A 17,914-nucleotide genomic window follows, 5' to 3' on the forward strand; every position below is an offset into this window, starting at 1 on the left:
TTCAGCGCATCAGATCAGGCAGATCGCCGGTCAGCCCCGCCGCCTCGCGCATCAGGGCGCGGCGCAGGGGAGGGGCTGCGTTGATCGCACCCATGCCGATATCCCGCACCGCACGCAGCAATGGGTTATCGTTCGAAAACAACCGATTGCTGAAATCTGTCGTCATTGCCAGCGCGGCAACGTCGAAACGACGCCAGCGCTGATACCGTTCCAGAACATCCGGCGCCGCCAGATCCTCGCCCCGGCTGCGGGCCTCCCCCAGAACTTGGCACAGTGCGGCGACGTCGCGCAGCCCGGCGTTCAGGCCCTGGCCTGCAATCGGGTGCATCCCATGCGCCGCGTCCCCGACCAACGCCACGCGCGGCGCGACAAAGCTGTTCGCGACGGTCAGGCCCAGCGGGTAGGTATAGCGTTTGCCGGTCAGGGAAATCTCGCCCAGAAAATCGCCAAAGCGGGGGCGCAGCACATGCAGGAAATCGGTGTCGCTGAGCGCCGCGAATTCGGCGGCGGTTTTGTCGCTTTCGCTCCAGACGATGGACGACACATTCCCGGGCAGCGGCAGAATGGCCAGCGGGCCGGGCGGCATGAAAAACTGATGCGCAATGCCATGATGCGGGCGGTCATGCGCGATGGCGCAGACCAGCGCCGTCTGCCCATAGCCCCAGCCGGTGCGCCGGATCCCGGCCCGCGCGCCCGTGCCTGAATTGCGCCCATCCGCGCCGACAATCAGCCGCGTGCGCAGCAGTTTGCCCGAGGCCAGCGTCAGCTGGGTGCCGCCCGCCTCTATCGTTTGCGTGGTGACGGCATCGCCGGAAATCTGCGTGATTCCCGATGTTTTCTTCATCGCGTCCAGCAGGGCAGGGCGCAGGACGCGGTCCTCGCACATATGGCCCATCGGGCCTTCCTCCAGCTCGGCGTGTTCGAAATGCAGGAGAAATGGCGACAGCGGCCCGTCGCCCGCGCGCCCGTCGCTAACCTTGATCTCCAGCATCGGCTGGGTCTGGGCAGCAATGGTGTCCCAGAGTCCGATGGCGCGCAGCAGGCGCACCGACGCCAGCGCCAGCGCGTAGGCGCGCCCGTCAAAGGCGGCGTTTTTGCGCACAGGTTCGGGCAAGGCGTCGACGATGGTCACGCTCAGCCCCGATTGCGCCAGGGCCAGAGCCAGGGCGGGGCCATTCAGACCGCCGCCGACGATCACGATATCGCTGTCATGTTTCATGCCGCTCAATATGGCGGGGATTGCCGGATTGTCCATGCGCCAACGCGCCGCTAGTGTCAGCGTGATTGCAGCGTATGGGCGAGGGCGGATGATGCAAGACTGGCTGAAAATGGGCGTGGCGGATCTGGGCCGCGGTATTGCCGCGGGCGAGATTGATGTGGTGTCTCTGACTGAAACCTATCTGGACGCTATCGACGCGCACCCGGCTGGGCCGCGCATCTATTCGGCCGTCACTTGCGACCGTGCCCGCGCCGAGGCTGCTGCCGCAGCGGCCCGCGCCAAGGCGGGCCAGCGGCGCGGGCCGCTGGACGGCGTACCGATCAGCTGGAAGGATCTGTTCGACAGTGCCGGCACTGCGACCGAGGTAGGAAGTCGGCTGCTGCAGGGCCGCGTGCCGGACCGGGACGCCGAAGTGCTGCGCCGCGCGACCGCCGCCGGCATGGTGTGCCTGGGCAAGACGCATATGAGCGAGCTGGCATTTTCCGGCCTCGGCCTGAACCCGATGACAGCGACGCCGCCCTGCATCAATGATGCAGATGCCGTGGCCGGCGGATCGTCCAGCGGGTCGGCGGCCAGCATCGCGCATGGTTTGGCGGCAGGGTCCATCGGCAGCGATACCGGCGGATCCGTGCGGGTACCTGCGGCCTGGAACGATCTGGTGGGGCTGAAAACAACGGCCGGGCGGGTGCCTGTAGGTGGCTCCGTCCCGCTGGCCGCGCGATTCGACACAGTCGGGCCGCTTGCCCGGAGCGTCGAGGATGCCGCGCTGCTGCTGGCCGTTCTGGAGGCGCGCCGTGCGCCCGATCTGCGCGGGGCGTCCCTGCGCGGCATGCGCTTTGCCGCGCTGCAAAGCGCAGTAATGGACGATCTGCGGGAGGCGCCGGCACGCGCCTATGATGCGGCCAGCGAACGATTGAAAGCGGCAGGCGCGACGATCACCCCTGTAACGGCCCCTGAGGTGGACGAGGCGATGAGCCTGGCGGCTGTGCTGTTCTCAGGCGAGGCATATGGCACGTGGGGCAAGGTGATCGAGGCAGATCCGGACCTGATGTTCGGCCCGATCCGCGACCGGTTTCGCGGCGGACAGTCGTTCAGCGCGCCCGAATTCGTGGCGGCATGGCAGCGGCTGGACAGTCTGCGCGCGGTTTGGGCGCAACGCATGGCAGGCTATGACGCGGTGTTGATGCCGACGGCGCCCAACCTGCCACCCAACGCGCAGCGTCTGCTGGAGGATGGCGACTACTATGTTACCGAAAACCTTCTGACACTGCGCAATACCCGCGTCGGCAACCTGATGGGTCTTGCCGCGATCACCCTGCCAACGGGCGTACCCAGTTGCGGTATCATGCTGTGCGGGCAGGCGATGGGCGAGGACCGACTGCTGCGTATCGCCAAGGCAGCGGAGGCGGCGCTGCGCTGAGACGCCGGGCTTGGGTATTTTTACCAAGAAAAAGCCCGGGAGCGGCTATGATATTGGCCGGTCTGCCAAAAATGCCACAATCGCCGGTTGGTCGGAATGGTTTTGCTGGACGCACCGGCGGGCAAAGGGTAGTTTTGGCGGATACGGGGCGATAACGATCCCGACCTGAGGCAATATTTCGATGGTATCCGAGCGGTTTCCGACTTTTGCGGTGTCTGGTGTGGTGCGTCCAAGCGACCGATCACGCGCCGCAGCGCGATGCTCTGCTATCGAAACACAGGCCCCTCAGGGATATGAAGCAATCAGCCGGATTGGGACCGCATATGTGGTCCTGCCGCGGCAGGCGGGCGCATCGCGCTGCCGATGGGCACGGTAAGGACGAGGGAAATAATGGCATATCAGACACGCGGGCGCGATCCTCTGCTGGACAGCAACATGGCGCAGGCCATCGAGAAACGCGGCAAGGAATTGCTGGGTCTGGCCCTTATGGGTTTGGCTGTGCTGGCCACCATGATGTTTGCGTCCTACAGCGCCGAAGATCCCAGCTGGCTGTCTGCGGTCGATACGCCTGTGCAGAACTGGCTGGGCCAGACCGGCGCGACGATTGCTGCAACCTTGTTCATGGTTGTGGGCTGGGGCGGCTGGGGCATTGCGGCGGTGCTGGCCGCATGGGGCATCCGCTTTGTGTTGCACAAGGGGCAGGAGCGGGCGATGGCGCGCCTCATCTTTGCGCCGATCTGGATCGCCGTCCTGTCGCTATATGCTGCGTCGCTGACGCCGGGGGCCGAATGGTATGCCAGCCACAGCTTTGGTCTGGGCGGTATTTTTGGCGATACGGTTCTGGGCGCGATTTTGGGTGTGCTGCCGATCGGCGCGTCGATCGGGCTGAAACTGCTGTCGCTGGTGCTGGGTATCGGCATGCTGACACTGGGCGCTTTCGTCATGGGTTTTGAACGCTCCGAGATGGTGCACGGTATCAAGCTGGCGTTGTTGGGCTGCATCATGGCCTATTCCACGCTGGTCGCGCTGGCCACGCGCGGCGCATCGGGCGCCGCCATTGCCGCGCGCAATGCGCAGGCGCGGCGCAGTGACCGCCGGATCGAGGCGAGCGAGCCGGACATGGAATTCGCTCAGCCGCGTGTGGGCCGCAGCGCCCATGCCAAGGTATATGACGAGGCCGACGCGCCGGTTCTGCAGACCCCGGCGCGCGCTGTGGAAAAAACGTCGACCGGCCTGCTGGGTCGGATGCCGTCGCTGATGCGCAAGCCCGAACCGCTGCCCGAAGCCGAGTGGGTCGAGACGCAGGCGACGGCGGCTGACCGTCCCATGCCGGGCGAGGACCGCATCAAGGAAAAGATCGCCGATATCATCAAATCGCGCGTGCGAAAGGGACCAATCGCAAACATGCCGGTAACCTCTGGCGCTCTGGGCGGTGTTCGTCGTGGACCGGCACCGCTGTTGCTGGACACCGCGCGCGCTGCGCGTCTGCCGGACGAACCGCCGCTGACCGCCCCGCCTGCTGCGACCCTTCCGCCCGAGCCGCCGCTGAGCGCGCCGCGCGCCGCCGCATCTGCGCTGGAAATCACGTCCGCCCCACGCATGTCGGCGCCCGCGCCGCACCCTGAATCGGAAGCTGCTTTTGACGCAGAGTCCTTTGATGAGGATGAGGCCGTCATTCTGGATGATACGGCACCGCCGCCGCCCGCCGCCCGCGTCGCGCCCGTGCCCGAGGCGAAGAAGGTCGTGCAGCACACGCAGCGCAAGGCTGTCGCCCCCTCGGTGCGCGCCGCCGCCGAGGCACAGCCCGCATTGCAATTCGAGGAAAACAGCAGCACCCAGTACGAGCTGCCCCCCCTCAGCCTGCTGTCCAGTCCTGACACCATCACCCGCTACCACCTGAGCGACGAGGCGCTGGAGGAAAACGCGCGCATGCTGGAGGTCGTCTTGGACGATTACGGCGTCAAGGGCGAGATCGTATCGGTGCGCCCCGGCCCCGTCGTGACCATGTACGAGCTGGAGCCGGCTCCGGGTCTCAAGGCGAGCCGGGTGATCGGGCTGTCGGACGATATCGCGCGGTCCATGTCGGCACTGTCGGCGCGCGTCTCGACCGTGCCGGGCCGCACCGTGATCGGGATCGAGCTGCCCAATGACAACCGCGAAATGGTCAGCTTGCGCGAGATCCTGTCGACCCGCGATTTCGGGGACGGCAATCACAAGCTGCCGCTGGCACTGGGCAAGGATATCGGCGGCGATCCTATGGTCGTCAACCTGGCCAAGATGCCCCACCTTCTGATTGCGGGCACGACCGGCTCGGGCAAGTCCGTGGCGATCAACACCATGATTCTCAGCCTTCTGTACAAGCTGACGCCCGAAGACTGCCGGATGATCATGATCGACCCCAAGATGCTGGAACTCAGCGTCTATGACGGCATTCCCCACCTGCTGAGCCCCGTTGTGACAGACCCCAAAAAGGCGGTCGTGGCCCTGAAATGGACCGTGGCCGAGATGGAAGAGCGCTACCGCAAGATGTCCAAGATGGGCGTTCGCAACATCGACGGGTATAACGGCCGCGTGGCAGACGCCCTGAGCAAGAACGAGATGTTCAGCCGCACCGTGCAAACCGGATTTGACGACGACACCGGCGAACCGGTGTTCGAGACCGAGCAGTTTGCCCCCGAAAAGATGCCCTATATCGTCGTCATCGTCGACGAGATGGCCGACCTGATGATGGTCGCCGGCAAGGAGATCGAGGCTTGCATCCAGCGCCTTGCACAGATGGCGCGCGCCTCGGGTATTCATATCATCATGGCCACGCAGCGCCCGTCGGTCGATGTCATCACCGGCACGATCAAGGCGAACTTCCCGACGCGCATCAGCTTTCAGGTGACGTCCAAGATCGACAGCCGCACGATTCTGGGCGAAATGGGCGCCGAGCAATTGCTGGGCATGGGCGACATGCTGTACATGGCCGGCGGTGCCAAGATCACGCGCTGCCACGGCCCCTTTGTTTCAGATGAGGAAGTCGAGGAGGTGGTGAACGATCTCAAGGCTTACGGTCCGCCCGAATATGTCGGCAGCGTGCTGGAAGGCCCGGATGAGGACAAGGCCAGCAATATCGACGCGGTGCTGGGCCTGTCGACCGGATCGGAAGGCGAAGATGCGCTATATGATCAGGCCGTGCAGATCGCGATCACCGACCGCAAATGTTCGACCTCCTACATCCAGCGCAAGCTGGCCATCGGCTACAACAAGGCCGCGCGTCTGGTCGAGCAGATGGAGGATGAGGGCGTCGTGTCCGCCGCGAACCACGTGGGCAAGCGCGAAATTCTGGTCCCCGAACGATAAGCCGGGCAGCGTTTCTGAATATCTATATACCGATACCCGGCCCCGCTTGCGGGGCCGGTGCCCGTTTGGGCGATCAGTCGCGTGACTGCCGTACATTGAGGCATTTTGATGCCGGGCGGGCCGGTCCAGGCGGGCTGTGCCCTTGATAACCGGGGCCAATCTGCCGATATGAGGCACACGCGCGGTTGTTATCGCATATCAGCGGCGACATCGGCATGAAGGTGCAAGGCATTTCAGCCGCCCCATCGCCCGCCCGATTCGAGGAGAGTTCGATCCATGAGATATATCACCGCCGCCATGACGGCGACCGCCGCCTGCCTTTGCATGGCCTTGCCTGCCGCCGCAGAAAAGCTGGGCCTGGGCGAAATATCGCGCTACCTGAACAGCTTTGAGACGGCCAGTGGCGCATTTACGCAGATCAATGATGACGGCACCATCAGCCAGGGTCGTATCCTGATCAAACGGCCGGGCCGCGTGCGTTTTGAATATCAGCCGCCCGAAGACATGCTGGTCGTCTCGAATGGCGACACGGTCGGCATCATCGATGGCAAATCGAATGACGGCCCGCAAGGCTACCCGCTGAACCGAACACCGCTGTCGATCATTCTGGCGCGCAACGTCGATCTGACACGGGCTCGTATGGTTACTGGCCATTCAAGCGACGGCAAGACGACGACCGTGCGCGCACAGGATCCCGAGCATCCCGAGTATGGCAGTATCGATCTGGTCTTTACCGCCGCGCCGACAGAACTGCGGCAATGGGTCATCAATGACAGCGGCGGCAGCCGGACAACCGTCATTCTGGGCGATCTGGATACCGGCGTACGTATTGGCAAAGACAGCTTTGTCATTCCGGGCCTTGGCGCCATCAAGCGGAACAACCGCTGAGGCGGGCCGCCCCCCCCGGGGGCGGCGCCCGATTTTCAGCCGCGACCGCAGCGGCGCAACTGCGCCTGATAGGTGGCGGCGCGCGCTTCGACCGTGCCGGCGACGCGCACCAGCCAAGCCTTGTTGTTATAGCTGCCGCGGCGAAATCCGGTGCGGCCCTCGTGATAGGCCAGATAGTGATTGCGCGCGTCATACATCTGGATGCCCAGTTCGTCGCGCGACTTGGACATGTACCAGCCCATGAAATCGGTCGCATCATGGATATTGTCGCGCCGGGCGCGGCGCGATCCGGACTGCGCGACATATTCGTCCCATGTGCCGTCCAACGCCTGACTATACCCAAAGGCCGAACTTTGCCGCCCCATCGGGATCACGCCCAGCGCATAGCGGTATGGGGTACGCGCATCGCTGACGAATTTGCTTTCCTGATAGATGGTAGCCATCTGGACATGGGTTGGAACGCCCCAGCGCCGCTCGGTGGCGCGAAAGGCACGGGAATATTGCGGTCGTTCCTTTAGGATTGCGCAGGCATCCTCCATCTGACTGGGGGATTCGCCATAGCCGCCGCTGCGCCCGCAGGCTGCGACGAATAACATCAAAAGGACCGCGCGAAGCTGTCTGCTCATTACTGCCTCTGCTCTCGTTATCGGGGCAGTCTGCGCTGCCTCCGTTTTTGTTTTCCAGTCAGTCTACCCAATTTTTGCCAAATGGGAAATCACGAATTTACGGACCTGCCCGAAGTGGCGGCTTGGCACCGATGAGGGCTGCCGCGATGTCAGGCACCAATGCGACGGCGGCCTGAAGAGTCTGTCGTCGCATTTATCACAGATTGTTTCCAAAATTGCGCGTGATCATCATTGGACAAAGCCCACTTGAAACATTTAACCTCACATAATAGAGGCTGCATTATATGCTGAAATCGTGTGCGAAATATCATCTGGGCCAAGTTGTCCGTCATAAGAAACATCCGTTTCGCGGTGTGGTTTTTGACGTGGACCCGGAATTTGCCAACACGGAAGAATGGTATGCGGCCATCCCCGAGGAAAGCCGCCCGGTCAAGGATCAGCCATACTACCATCTTTTGGCCGAAAATGATCAAAGCTATTACGTCGCATATGTCAGCGAACAGAACCTGATCGCCGACTATTCAGGCGAGCCGGTGGAACATCCCGATATCGACGACCTGTTCGGCCCGTTCGAAGACGGGCAATACCCCCTGCATTTTCATCTGAACTAAAGCGTTTCGCCTTAAACTTGTGGCACTCACTTGAGGCGAAACGCGTGCAACGCTCTCATGTCGCGTGCGTTCCGCGAAAAAGCAGTGATTCAGATTTTTCGCGAAACGCTTAATACTCCGCAGGTCAGTTGGCGCGGCCGAGTGCCCCCAAATTCAGTACCCCAAGGCGCAGCCGTCCTTGCGTGGGTCCGACGCGCCCTCCAGCACGCCATCGGGCCTGATTGCAATCGCCTGCGCGCCGCCGATCGCCGCGTCCGGGATGGTGACATCGTGGCCCAGATCCGCCAGCGTCGTGCGCACGGTTTCTGAATATCCACGCTCGACCTGCAGCTTGCCCTCGGCGGCATAGCAGCGGGGCGTGTCGATGGCAGTCTGCGGGTCCATACCGAAATCGGTCAGGTTCGAGACGAACCGCGCGTGACCACAGGGCTGGTATGCGCCGCCCATCACGCCAAAGGGCATCGACACGCGCCCGCCCTCACGCAACATTCCCGGAATGATGGTGTGAAACGGGCGCTTGCCACCGCTCAGCTCATTCGGGTGCCCTTCGGCCAAGGTGAACCCGGCGCCGCGGTTCTGCATGAGGATGCCATATTTTTCGGAGGCGATCCCGGACCCAAAGCCATGAAAGATCGAATAGATCAGCGACACGGCCATGCGGTCGCGGTCGACCGTGGTGATATAAACGGTGTCGCGGTGCATCGCCTCGGTCAGCGGCGCGGCAGGGCCGAGGGCGCGTTTGGGGTCGATCATGGCGGCAAGGGTGCGGGCGGTGTCATGGCTCAGCATGAATTCAGTGCGCGTGGTGTGATCCGGATCGGCGATGATGCGATTGCGCGTATCATAGGCCAGCTTGGTCGCTTCTGCCTCCAGATGCGCGCGCTCGGCGCCCAGCGGGTCCATCGCGGCAATGTCGAACTGCGCCAGAATGTTCAGCATCAGGATCGCCGTTGCACCCTGTCCGTTTGGCGGATGTTCGAGTAACTCACGGTCGCGATAGCTGCCACTGATGGGGCGCGCCGGATCGCCGCGATGCACGGCGAAATCGGCGGTCGTATGAACGCCGCCCGCCGCCGCCAGCGCGGCCAGCATGTCGTCCGCAATCTCGCCCTCGTAAAAGGCATCGCGGCCCTTGGCCGCGATGGCGCGCAGCACGTCGGCCTGGCCGGGCGCGCGGAAAATTGTGCCGGTTTTCGGGGGCTTTCCGCCGGGCAGGTAATGATCAAGGGCGTGATCCTTGAGCACATGCGCCGTCGTGGCCCAATCGGCGGCCACGCGCGGTGCCACCGGAATGCCCGCGTCTGCGTAGTGGATGGCAGGCGCCAGCACGGCGTCCAGCCCCAGCCGACCATGCCGGTCGCTGAGATGGCAGAATGCATCGATGGCGCCCGGTATCGTGACGGCGTCGGCGGTGTAGAGCGGTACGGCAGAGTGGCCCGCATTGCGCAACCCGGCGGCATCCGCAGCGGCAGGCGCGCGCCCCGACCCGTTGAAGGCGTGCACATTGTTGCTGCCGCCCTCGCTCCACAGGACAAAGCAATCGCCGCCGATTCCGGTCATCTGCGGCTCGCAAATACCCAGTAAGACGGCGCCGACGATGGCCGCGTCCATCGCGTTTCCGCCCCGCTCCAAAATGTCGATGGCGGTCTTTGCGGCCAAGGGGTGGGATGTGGCGCACATGCCGTTCGTCGTCAGAACAGGCGAGCGGCCCGGTAGGTGGAAATCGCGCATCATAGCCCCTTTCGCATGAACATTGCGAAACCCTAAGGCTGTTTGAGTGCGGTGGAAATACAACCTGGCGTCAGGGCTGATAGAATCCGCTTTGACGGTCGTGAATTCTGCGAAAGCCATCTGCGGAGAGTCTTGAAATCCTCGACGCCGCGCACGGGGTGGGGGCTGTTAAACGCGGCGCCGAGGGAAGCTGTTGCAGCTACAGGCATGGGTATGACGGCTTAGTCTGTCCGTAATGAGAAAAGATCAGGGCAAGTTGGAGGCACGCGCAATTTCAAGCATGTTGGCAGTTGCACAGAGGGTATCGCCAGACCGGGTGCAGAAGATGCGCCGGTCATATCGCGGTGCAGTTAACTTGGCTGAGCGGGTCCGATTGTACCGGGAATAGGTGTTCAAGGGCCGCCTGCGGCTATTCCTGAGGATCAGACCTTCTCGGGGGCAGAACTGGAAAACGCGAACCGCAGGCAGAGATGATTCTGCTCGTCGTGGCGTTTGTAGCGCAGGCATTCTGTCAGCGTCTGGATCAGGAACCAGCCAAACCCGCCCTCCGGCAGAGAACTGGTCGTTGCGCCAAACGGGGGCAACTGTCCGGCGGGAGGGCCCAGGCCGGGCAGGGCGGCGCCGGTATCGACGATCTGGGCTGTCAGGGTACGTTGGCCCGGCGCCAAGGTGACGCTGATCGTACCGGCCGTCGTCATGGCAAAGGCGTGTTCGGCAATGTTGTTCAGCGCTTCTGCCAGTACGATTTCTGCAGTGCCACAGGCGTCCGCGTCCAATCCGCTGGCCTCAAGAAAACTGCGCATGTCCGCCAGACCAGCCGATATGGCACGCTCGGTCGCCCGAACGTGGAAGATCTTTCGCCGCGGACAGGGTGCATGGTTTGCGGTCGTGGTGGCGGCTGTGCGCCGGGTCCGGTCGGTCATCCAGCTTGCCGTGATGTCAGGTCCTCCAGCGATGCGTGGATGGCAAAGATCGAATCCATGCGCGTCAGGCGGAACACCTTGGCCACGTCCGGCGTCAGGCAGGCCAGATCCAGACGTCTGTGGGGGCCCATCAGCTTGAGCGCCGCGACAATCGCGCCCAGACCGCTGGAATCGATGAATCGCACCTGCCCGAGGTCAAGTACAACGTTATCAGTGCCCCCGGCGGTCATCGCGCGTATCGTATCCTTGAATGCGATCGCATGTGCGGCATCGATTCGCGGGGCATTTACCTTGATCAGGTGATAGGGGCCGTGCTGGCTGCTTTCGAGGTCCATCTGCGCTCCGCTCAGTTATACCGTGTGGCGTCAGGTTAGGTGGTAAACCTTACCAATAGGTGTGCGCATCCTGAAAAAGAGCGCGCCACGTGCTTGCCCGGGCCATCTGACTGTGATTTCCGGAAGCCATGAGGTGAAGAAGGACAGGATCGCCATGCGAATCGACTATGATGAAAAGGCGAAAACACTCGCCGCCCTGACCGGTGGCGAACAGGACGTGATCGCGCTGATGGCCACTATGGTTTGCGAATTGCACCATGCCGACGACCGATTCGACTGGACGGGTTTTTACCGTGTGACGCAACCCGAAGTGTTGCGAATCGGGCCGTATCAGGGCGGGCATGGCTGCCTGTTCATCCCATTTTCGCGCGGGGTCTGCGGCGCTGCGGCGCGCACGGGGCAGGTGCAGTTGGTGGACGATGTGGACGCGTTCGAGGGGCATATCGCCTGCGCCAGTTCCACCCGGTCCGAGGTCGTCCTGCCGGTGCGCAGCGCTGATGGCACGCTGATCGGGGTGCTGGACATCGACAGCGATCAGCCAGGCGCCTTTGACAGCGCCGATGTCGACGGGCTGACGGGTCTGTTGCGCCAGACCTTCGGGGGCTGAGCGGAGGGCGCGTGAAATTTTTGTTGCTTTTTTCATCGCCCCGGCGCAGCGTGAAAATCTAGGTAATATTTTCACAAGGCGTCCCGCGTGTCCCTTCCCCTGCCTGCCTCTCAGCGCACCTTGGGCGCCGATCTTCGCGCCCTGCGAAAGGCGCGAGGCGTGACGCTGGCCGATCTGGTGCAGCGGCTGGGTCGGTCCGTTGGCTGGCTGAGCCAGGTCGAGCGTGACCTGTCGGAGCCGTCCGTGGCCGACCTGCGCGGCATCGCAGCGGCGCTTGATGTTCCATTGTCGCTGCTTTTCGCCCATTCGGGTGCGCCAAAGGACGAGGCCGGGTATATCGTGCGTCGCAATGCCCGCCGCCCCATCGGGGCAGGCAAACCCGGCCTGACCGAAGAACTGGTGTCGCCCGATCTGACCGACGATTTCGAGATGGTACACTCCACCTTCCAACCCGGCGCGCGCGCGGCCGGGCCGCATACCCGCCCGACGCAGGAGGTGGGATATATGCTGTCTGGTCGTCTGGATCTGACGATCGCGGGCCGCCGCTTTGCCGTGGGTGCCGGCGACAGTTTTCGCATCCGGGGCGAGCCGTTCGATTGGCACAATCCCTATGACATTCCCGCCGTCGCGATCTGGGTGATCGCGCCGCCGGTTTATTGAGCACAGCAAGGAGACGCAGCAGATGAGCACATTTCCCAGCACGGCCCGCGTGGTCATCATCGGTGGCGGCGCGGTGGGCGCCTCGGGCCTCTATCATCTGGCCAAGGCGGGCTGGACCGACTGCGTCCTGCTGGAAAAGAACGAGCTGACCGCCGGCAGCACATGGCACGCGGCCGGGAACTGCCCGACGTTTTCGACGTCGTGGGCGATCATGAACATGCAGCGTTACTCGACCGAGCTGTATCGCGGGCTGTCCGACGCCGTGGATTACCCGATGAACTACCACGTCACCGGGTCGATCCGGCTGGGCCATAGCGACGAGCGCGTGCAGGAGTTTCAGCGCGCCTGCGGCATGGGGCGCTATCAGGGCATGGACATGCAGATGCTGTCGCCGGACGAGGCTAAACAGCGCTATCCCTTCATGGAGACGCATGACCTGAAGGGCGTTCTGTTCGATCCCAGCGACGGCGATATCGACCCCAGCCAGCTGACTCAGGCGCTGGCCAAGGGCGCGCGCGATCTGGGCGCGCGGATTGAGCGGTTCTGCCCCGCGACTGGCGTGACGCGCGACGGCGATGAGTGGGTGGTGCACACTCACAAGGGCGATATCCGCTGTGAATTCGTGGTGAATGCGGCAGGGTATTACGCACAGAAGGTCGGCGAATGGTTCAAGCCCTATGGCGGGCGCACCGTGCCGATGATGGTGATGAGCCATCAGTATCTGTTGACCGATGAGATTCCCGAGATTGCCGAATACACTGCCGCGCATGGCAAACTGCCGCTGATGCGCGATGTCGACAGCTCCTACTACCTGCGGCAGGAGAAAACCGGCCTGAACCTCGGCCCTTACGAGCGGAACTGCAAGGCGCACTGGATCACGCCCGAAGACCCATTCCCCGAGGATTTCAGCTTTCAGCTCTACCCCGACGATCTGGAGCGGCTGGAGTGGTACATCGAGGACGCAATGGCGCGCGTGCCTCTGCTGGGGCAGGTGGGTATTAACAAGGTCATCAACGGCCCGATCCCCTATGCGCCTGACGGCCTGCCGCTGCTTGGCCCGATGCCGGGCGTGCCGAACGCGTTCGAGGCGTGCGTGTTCACCTTCGGCATCAGCCAGGCGGGCGGCGCGGGCAAGGTGCTGGCCGAGTGGATCGTTGAGGGCGCGACCGAGTGGGACATGTGGGCCGTCGACCCGCGCCGCTACACGGACTACACCGACAGCGACTACTGCATTGCCAAGGGGCAGGAGGTGTATGGCCATGAATACGCCATGCATTTCCCGTGGCATGAATGGCCTGCCGGGCGCGACCAGAAGCTGGGACCGAACGACGATATCGTGCGCGAGCAGGGCGGCGTGATGGGCGCCTATAACGGCTGGGAGCGGGCGAACTGGTTTGCTCATCCCGGCGACGATACCAGCGAAGAAGGGACCCAGACATGGAACCGCGCGGGTCCGTGGTCGCCGCGCATCGCCGAGGAATGCGCGGCAGTCCGCGATCATTGCGGCGTGCTGGACCTGCCCGGATTTTCGCGGTTCTGGGTGCGGGGCACCGGTGCCGATGAATGGCTGCGCGGCTTTGTTACCGGCGCGCTGCCCAAGGTGGGGCGGATCAATCTGGTCTATGTGGCCGACGCCCGTGGCCGCATCCTGACCGAACTGTCCTGCATCCGTCTGGCCGAGGACAGTTTCATCCTGATCACCGCGGCCACCGCACAATGGCATGATGGCGATTTGATCCGCCGCAATGTGCCAAACGGTGTGAGCGTCGAGGAAACCACGACCGAGCGGTCAGCGCTGATTGTCACCGGGCCAGAGAGCCGCGCGATCCTTGGCCCGCTGACCGATGCGGACCTGACCTTGCCATGGCTCAGCCATCAGCATTGCGTGGTAGCGGGGCAGAAGGCGTTCCTGATCCGCGTTTCATTCGCCGGGGAACTGGGCTGGGAGGTGCATGCCGCCAACGAGGATATGCCCGATATCTACCGTGCCATTCTGGAGGCGGGAGCCAAACCGTTTGGCATGTATGCGCTGAATTCCTTGCGCATCGAAAAGGGCTATCGCGCGTGGAAGGGTGACCTCAGCACCGATTATTCGATGCTGGAGGGCGGTCTGGACCGCTTTGTCAAGCTGGACAAGCCGCAGGACTTCCCCGGCAAGGCCGCGCTGATGAACGAGCGGCAGCAGGGCAGCGCCAAACGCTTTGTCACGCTGATCGTGGACGCGGGCGAGGCGGACGCGCCCTATATGTCGACACTCTGGCATGGTGGCGACGTGGTGGGCGAGACGACCAGCGGTGCGTGGGGCTACCGTGTGAATGCCTCGATCGCGCTGGGCATGATCCGCGCCGATCTGGCCGTGCCCGGCACCGAACTGGAGGTCGAGATCTATGGCGAGCGTTTCACGGCCACGGTCCAGCCGGACGCGCCGCTTTGGGATCCTGAGAACAAAAGGATACGCGCCTGATGCTGACCCAATCTGACCAAGATCTGATCGCCACCTTTCCACTTGGGTTTGTCGCCACGATCACACCGGGCGGCCAGCCGTCCCTCAGCCCCAAGGGCACGTTTCTGGTGCTGGACCATCTGACCGTCGGCTTTGGCAACATCCGCTCGCCCGGCACGCTGGCCAACCTGCGCCACACGCCCTACGCCGAGGTCAATTTTATCGACCAGTGGAAGCGCAAGGGCCTGCGCCTGCGCGGTCCTGCCCGTATCGCGGAGGAAGGGACGTCGGAATTCATCGCGCTGATCGGCCTCTGGCAGGCCCAATGGGGCGATCTGGCGGACCGGATCACCGATCTGGTCCTGATCGATATTGAGGCGGCCAGCGAAATGACGACCCCGCCCTATGACGACGGCGCGACCGAAGAGGACATGATTGCCGCATACAAGGCCAAGTTCGCCGAGATATATCCGTGACGGAGATCACGCTTCTGGATGGCTGTTGCGCGATCGGCACCGCCCATATCACCGACCCGGCCGCGCGGTTGCGCGCCGCCGGTCACACCATCGTTTGAAATCGTAGCGCCAAGGAGCCTGCATCATGAATCTGCCCACATCGGCCCGCGTGGTCATCATCGGCGGTGGCGTCGTCGGCTGTTCGGTCGCTTACCATCTGGCAAAACTCGGTTGGAGCGACGTGGTCCTGCTGGAGCGCAAGCAGCTGACATCCGGCACCACTTGGCACGCCGCAGGGCTGATCGGCCAGTTGCGTGCCTCCAGCAATATGACCAAGCTGGCGCGCTACACAGCCGAGCTGTACGCGGGGCTGGAGGCCGAAACGGGCGTCGCCACGGGGCTGCGGCAGGTTGGATCGGTGTCGGCCGCGCTGACGGCTGAGCGGCTGGAGGAGATGTATCGCTCGGCCGCCATGGCGCGCGCCTTTGGCGTTCCCGTCGAAGAGCTGTCCCCGGCCGAGGTCAAGGAACGCTATCCCCATCTGAACCTCGACAGCGTCACCGGCGGCGTCTGGCTGCCGACCGATGGGCAGGCGGATCCGGCCAATATTGCGTTGGCACTGGCCAAGGGCGCCCGGCAGCGCGGCGCCCGCGTGCAGGAACGCGTGCGCGTGACGGGCATGACCAAGGCGGGCCGCCGTGTCACCGGCGTCGACTGGGCCAGTGACGATGGCAAGGAAAGCGGCCATATCGAGGCCGAGATGATCGTCAACTGCGCCGGCATGTGGGGCCACGAAGTGGGCCGCATGGCCGGCACCAACATCCCGCTGCACGCCTGCGAGCATTTCTACATCGTGACCGAGCCGGTCGAGGGCCTGACGCAAATGCCGGTCCTGCGCGTGCCGGATGAATGCACCTATTACAAGGAGGACGCCGGAAAGATGCTGGTCGGCGCCTTCGAGCCTGTGTCAAAACCCTGGGGCATGAACGGCATCCCCGACACGTTCGAGTTCGACCAGCTGCCCGAGGATTTCGACCATTTCGAACCAATTCTGGAAGCCGCCTGCAACCGCCTGCCGATGCTGGCGACCGCAGGGATACACACGTTCTTCAACGGGCCGGAGAGTTTTACCCCCGACGATGCCTATCATCTGGGCCTTGCGCCCGAGATGGATAACGTCTGGGTCGCGGCTGGCTTTAACTCCATCGGTATCCAGTCGGCTGGCGGGGCGGGCCATGCGCTGAGCCAGTGGATGGACAGCGGCGAAAAGCCGTTTGATCTGGGTGATGTGGATATCGCGCGCATGCAGCCCTTTCAGGGCAACAAGACATATCTGTTCGAGCGCTCCAAGGAAACGCTGGGCCTGCTTTACGCCGACCACTTTCCCTACCGTCAGAAGGCGACGGCACGCGGTATAAGGCGCACGCCGTTTCACGCGCAATTGCTGGAGCAGGGCGCGGTGATGGGCGAGGCCGCAGGCTGGGAACGGGCCAACTGGTTTGCGCAGCCAGAGCAGGAGAGAGAGTATCGCTACAGCTGGAAGCGGCAGAACTGGTTTGAAAACGCCGCCGCCGAACATCAGGCAATCCGCACTGGCGTGGGCATGTACGACATGTCCTCGTTTGGCAAGCTGCGCGTCGAAGGGCCGGATTCCGAGGCGTTCCTGAACTATATCGGCGCCGGCGATTTTTCGGTGCCGGTGGGGCGCATCGTCTATACGCAATTCCTGAATTCGCGCGGCGGGATCGAGGCGGACGTGACCGTCACCCGCCTGTCCGAGACGGCGTATCTGGTCGTCACCCCCGCCTCTACCCGGCTGGCCGACCAGACACGGATGGAGCGGCTGAAGGGCGACTATCAGGTCGTGATTACCGACGTGACAGCGGGCGAGGGCGTTTTGGCCGTCATGGGGCCCAAAGCGCGCGACGTGATGCAGGCGGTGTCGCCGGGTGATTTCACCAACGACACCAATCCCTTTGGTACGGCGCAGGAGATCGAACTGGGCATGGGAATGGCCCGCGTCCACCGCGTGAGCTATGTGGGCGAGCTGGGCTGGGAAATCTACGTCAGCGCCGACATGGCCGGCCATGCGTTTGAAGTGCTGCATGGGGCCGGGCAGGCGCATGGGCTGAAGCTGTGCGGTATGCATGCGATGGACACCTGCCGGATCGAAAAGGGCTTTCGCCATTTCGGGCATGATATCACCTGCGAGGATCATGTGCTGGAGGCGGGGTTGGGCTTTGCCGTCAAGACGGGCAAACCCGATTTCATCGGGCGCGACGCGGTGCTGCGCAAGAAGGATGCGGGGCTGGAGGCGCGCATGGTGCAATTCCGCCTGACTGACCCCGAACCGCTGCTCTATCATAACGAGCCGGTTCTGCGGGACGGGCAGATTGTGGGACATCTCAGTTCGGGCGCGTATGGCCATCACTTGGGCGGCGCGATCGGCATGGGCTATGTGCCGTGCAAGGGCGAAAGCGCGGTGGATGTGCTGGCGTCCGGCTATGAGGTCGACATCGCCGGCACGCGTGTGTCGGCCGAGGCCAGCCTGCGGCCGATGTATGATCCCAGCGGCGCCCGCGCCAAGGCCTAACTGCGCGCGGTGCGTGCGGCGGCGGTGTCATGAGTATTTTGGGAACATTGAAAGTCAG

The 17,914-nt window shown here is 63.5% G+C and carries 14 protein-coding genes; 9 read left to right on the forward strand and 5 right to left on the reverse strand.

What is annotated here, in order from left to right; all coding sequences use genetic code 11:
• Position 1: 1 nt before the first annotated feature.
• Positions 2-1,255: a UbiH/UbiF/VisC/COQ6 family ubiquinone biosynthesis hydroxylase gene (locus tag FGD77_RS09625; RefSeq protein ID WP_255008942.1), complete on the reverse strand. Its 1,254-nt coding sequence runs from the start codon at positions 1,253-1,255 to the stop codon at positions 2-4.
• Between the two features lie 55 nt (positions 1,256-1,310).
• Here FGD77_RS09625 and FGD77_RS09630 point away from each other — a divergent pair, with 55 nt between their 5' ends.
• From FGD77_RS09630 to FGD77_RS09640, 3 genes are all read left to right on the forward strand, one after another.
• Positions 1,311-2,639 (forward strand): amidase, encoded by a 1,329-nt coding sequence (locus FGD77_RS09630; protein WP_255014169.1) that lies wholly within the window; start codon positions 1,311-1,313, stop codon positions 2,637-2,639.
• Between the two features lie 390 nt (positions 2,640-3,029).
• Positions 3,030-5,984, forward strand: coding sequence for a DNA translocase FtsK (locus FGD77_RS09635; protein ID WP_255008950.1), 2,955 nt, complete (start codon positions 3,030-3,032; stop codon positions 5,982-5,984).
• 276 nt (positions 5,985-6,260) lie between these two features.
• Positions 6,261-6,872 carry an outer membrane lipoprotein carrier protein LolA gene (locus tag FGD77_RS09640; RefSeq protein WP_255008952.1) on the forward strand — a complete coding sequence of 204 codons (612 nt, stop codon included), beginning with the start codon at positions 6,261-6,263 and terminating at the stop codon, positions 6,870-6,872.
• 35 nt (positions 6,873-6,907) lie between these two features.
• Here the strand turns inward: FGD77_RS09640 and FGD77_RS09645 are convergent, their stop codons facing one another.
• Entirely contained in the window at positions 6,908-7,498 is a 591-nt protein-coding gene (locus tag FGD77_RS09645; RefSeq protein WP_255008954.1) for a lytic transglycosylase, read from the reverse strand.
• A 284-nt stretch (positions 7,499-7,782) separates the two neighbouring features.
• Between FGD77_RS09645 and hspQ the strand changes: the two genes are divergently transcribed.
• Complete coding sequence (gene hspQ / locus FGD77_RS09650; RefSeq protein WP_255008956.1) at positions 7,783-8,109, forward strand: heat shock protein HspQ; 327 nt, start codon at positions 7,783-7,785, stop codon at positions 8,107-8,109.
• 153 nt (positions 8,110-8,262) lie between these two features.
• On the opposite strand, the gene FGD77_RS09655 is transcribed toward hspQ, so the two are convergent.
• From FGD77_RS09655 to FGD77_RS09665, 3 genes are all read right to left on the reverse strand, one after another.
• On the reverse strand, positions 8,263-9,840 hold the full coding sequence (locus FGD77_RS09655) for a gamma-glutamyltransferase family protein (protein WP_255008958.1): 1,578 nt from the start codon (positions 9,838-9,840) through the stop codon (positions 8,263-8,265).
• A 422-nt stretch (positions 9,841-10,262) separates the two neighbouring features.
• Positions 10,263-10,763 (reverse strand): ATP-binding protein, encoded by a 501-nt coding sequence (locus tag FGD77_RS09660; RefSeq protein WP_255008961.1) that lies wholly within the window; start codon positions 10,761-10,763, stop codon positions 10,263-10,265.
• Positions 10,760-11,098 (reverse strand): STAS domain-containing protein, encoded by a 339-nt coding sequence (locus tag FGD77_RS09665; RefSeq protein ID WP_255008963.1) that lies wholly within the window; start codon positions 11,096-11,098, stop codon positions 10,760-10,762. Before FGD77_RS09665 ends, FGD77_RS09660 begins: the two co-directional genes overlap by 4 nt.
• Before the next feature lie 154 nt (positions 11,099-11,252).
• Between FGD77_RS09665 and FGD77_RS09670 the strand changes: the two genes are divergently transcribed.
• From FGD77_RS09670 to FGD77_RS09690, 5 genes are all read left to right on the forward strand, one after another.
• A complete protein-coding gene (locus FGD77_RS09670) occupies positions 11,253-11,705 on the forward strand; it encodes a GAF domain-containing protein (RefSeq protein ID WP_255008965.1) in 453 nt (150 codons plus the stop codon).
• A gap of 87 nt (positions 11,706-11,792) precedes the next feature.
• A complete protein-coding gene (locus tag FGD77_RS09675; protein WP_255008967.1) occupies positions 11,793-12,365 on the forward strand; it encodes a cupin domain-containing protein in 573 nt (190 codons plus the stop codon).
• A gap of 22 nt (positions 12,366-12,387) precedes the next feature.
• Entirely contained in the window at positions 12,388-14,829 is a 2,442-nt protein-coding gene (locus tag FGD77_RS09680; RefSeq protein WP_255008968.1) for an FAD-dependent oxidoreductase, read from the forward strand.
• Positions 14,829-15,284, forward strand: coding sequence for a pyridoxamine 5'-phosphate oxidase family protein (locus FGD77_RS09685; protein WP_255008971.1), 456 nt, complete (start codon positions 14,829-14,831; stop codon positions 15,282-15,284). Before FGD77_RS09680 ends, FGD77_RS09685 begins: the two co-directional genes overlap by 1 nt.
• A gap of 121 nt (positions 15,285-15,405) precedes the next feature.
• Positions 15,406-17,856: an FAD-dependent oxidoreductase gene (locus FGD77_RS09690; RefSeq protein ID WP_255014170.1), complete on the forward strand. Its 2,451-nt coding sequence runs from the start codon at positions 15,406-15,408 to the stop codon at positions 17,854-17,856.
• The last annotated feature ends 58 nt before the right edge of the window (positions 17,857-17,914 follow it).

The sequence above is a fragment of the Roseovarius sp. M141 genome (assembly GCF_024355225.1).
GTDB lineage: Bacteria > Pseudomonadota > Alphaproteobacteria > Rhodobacterales > Rhodobacteraceae > Roseovarius.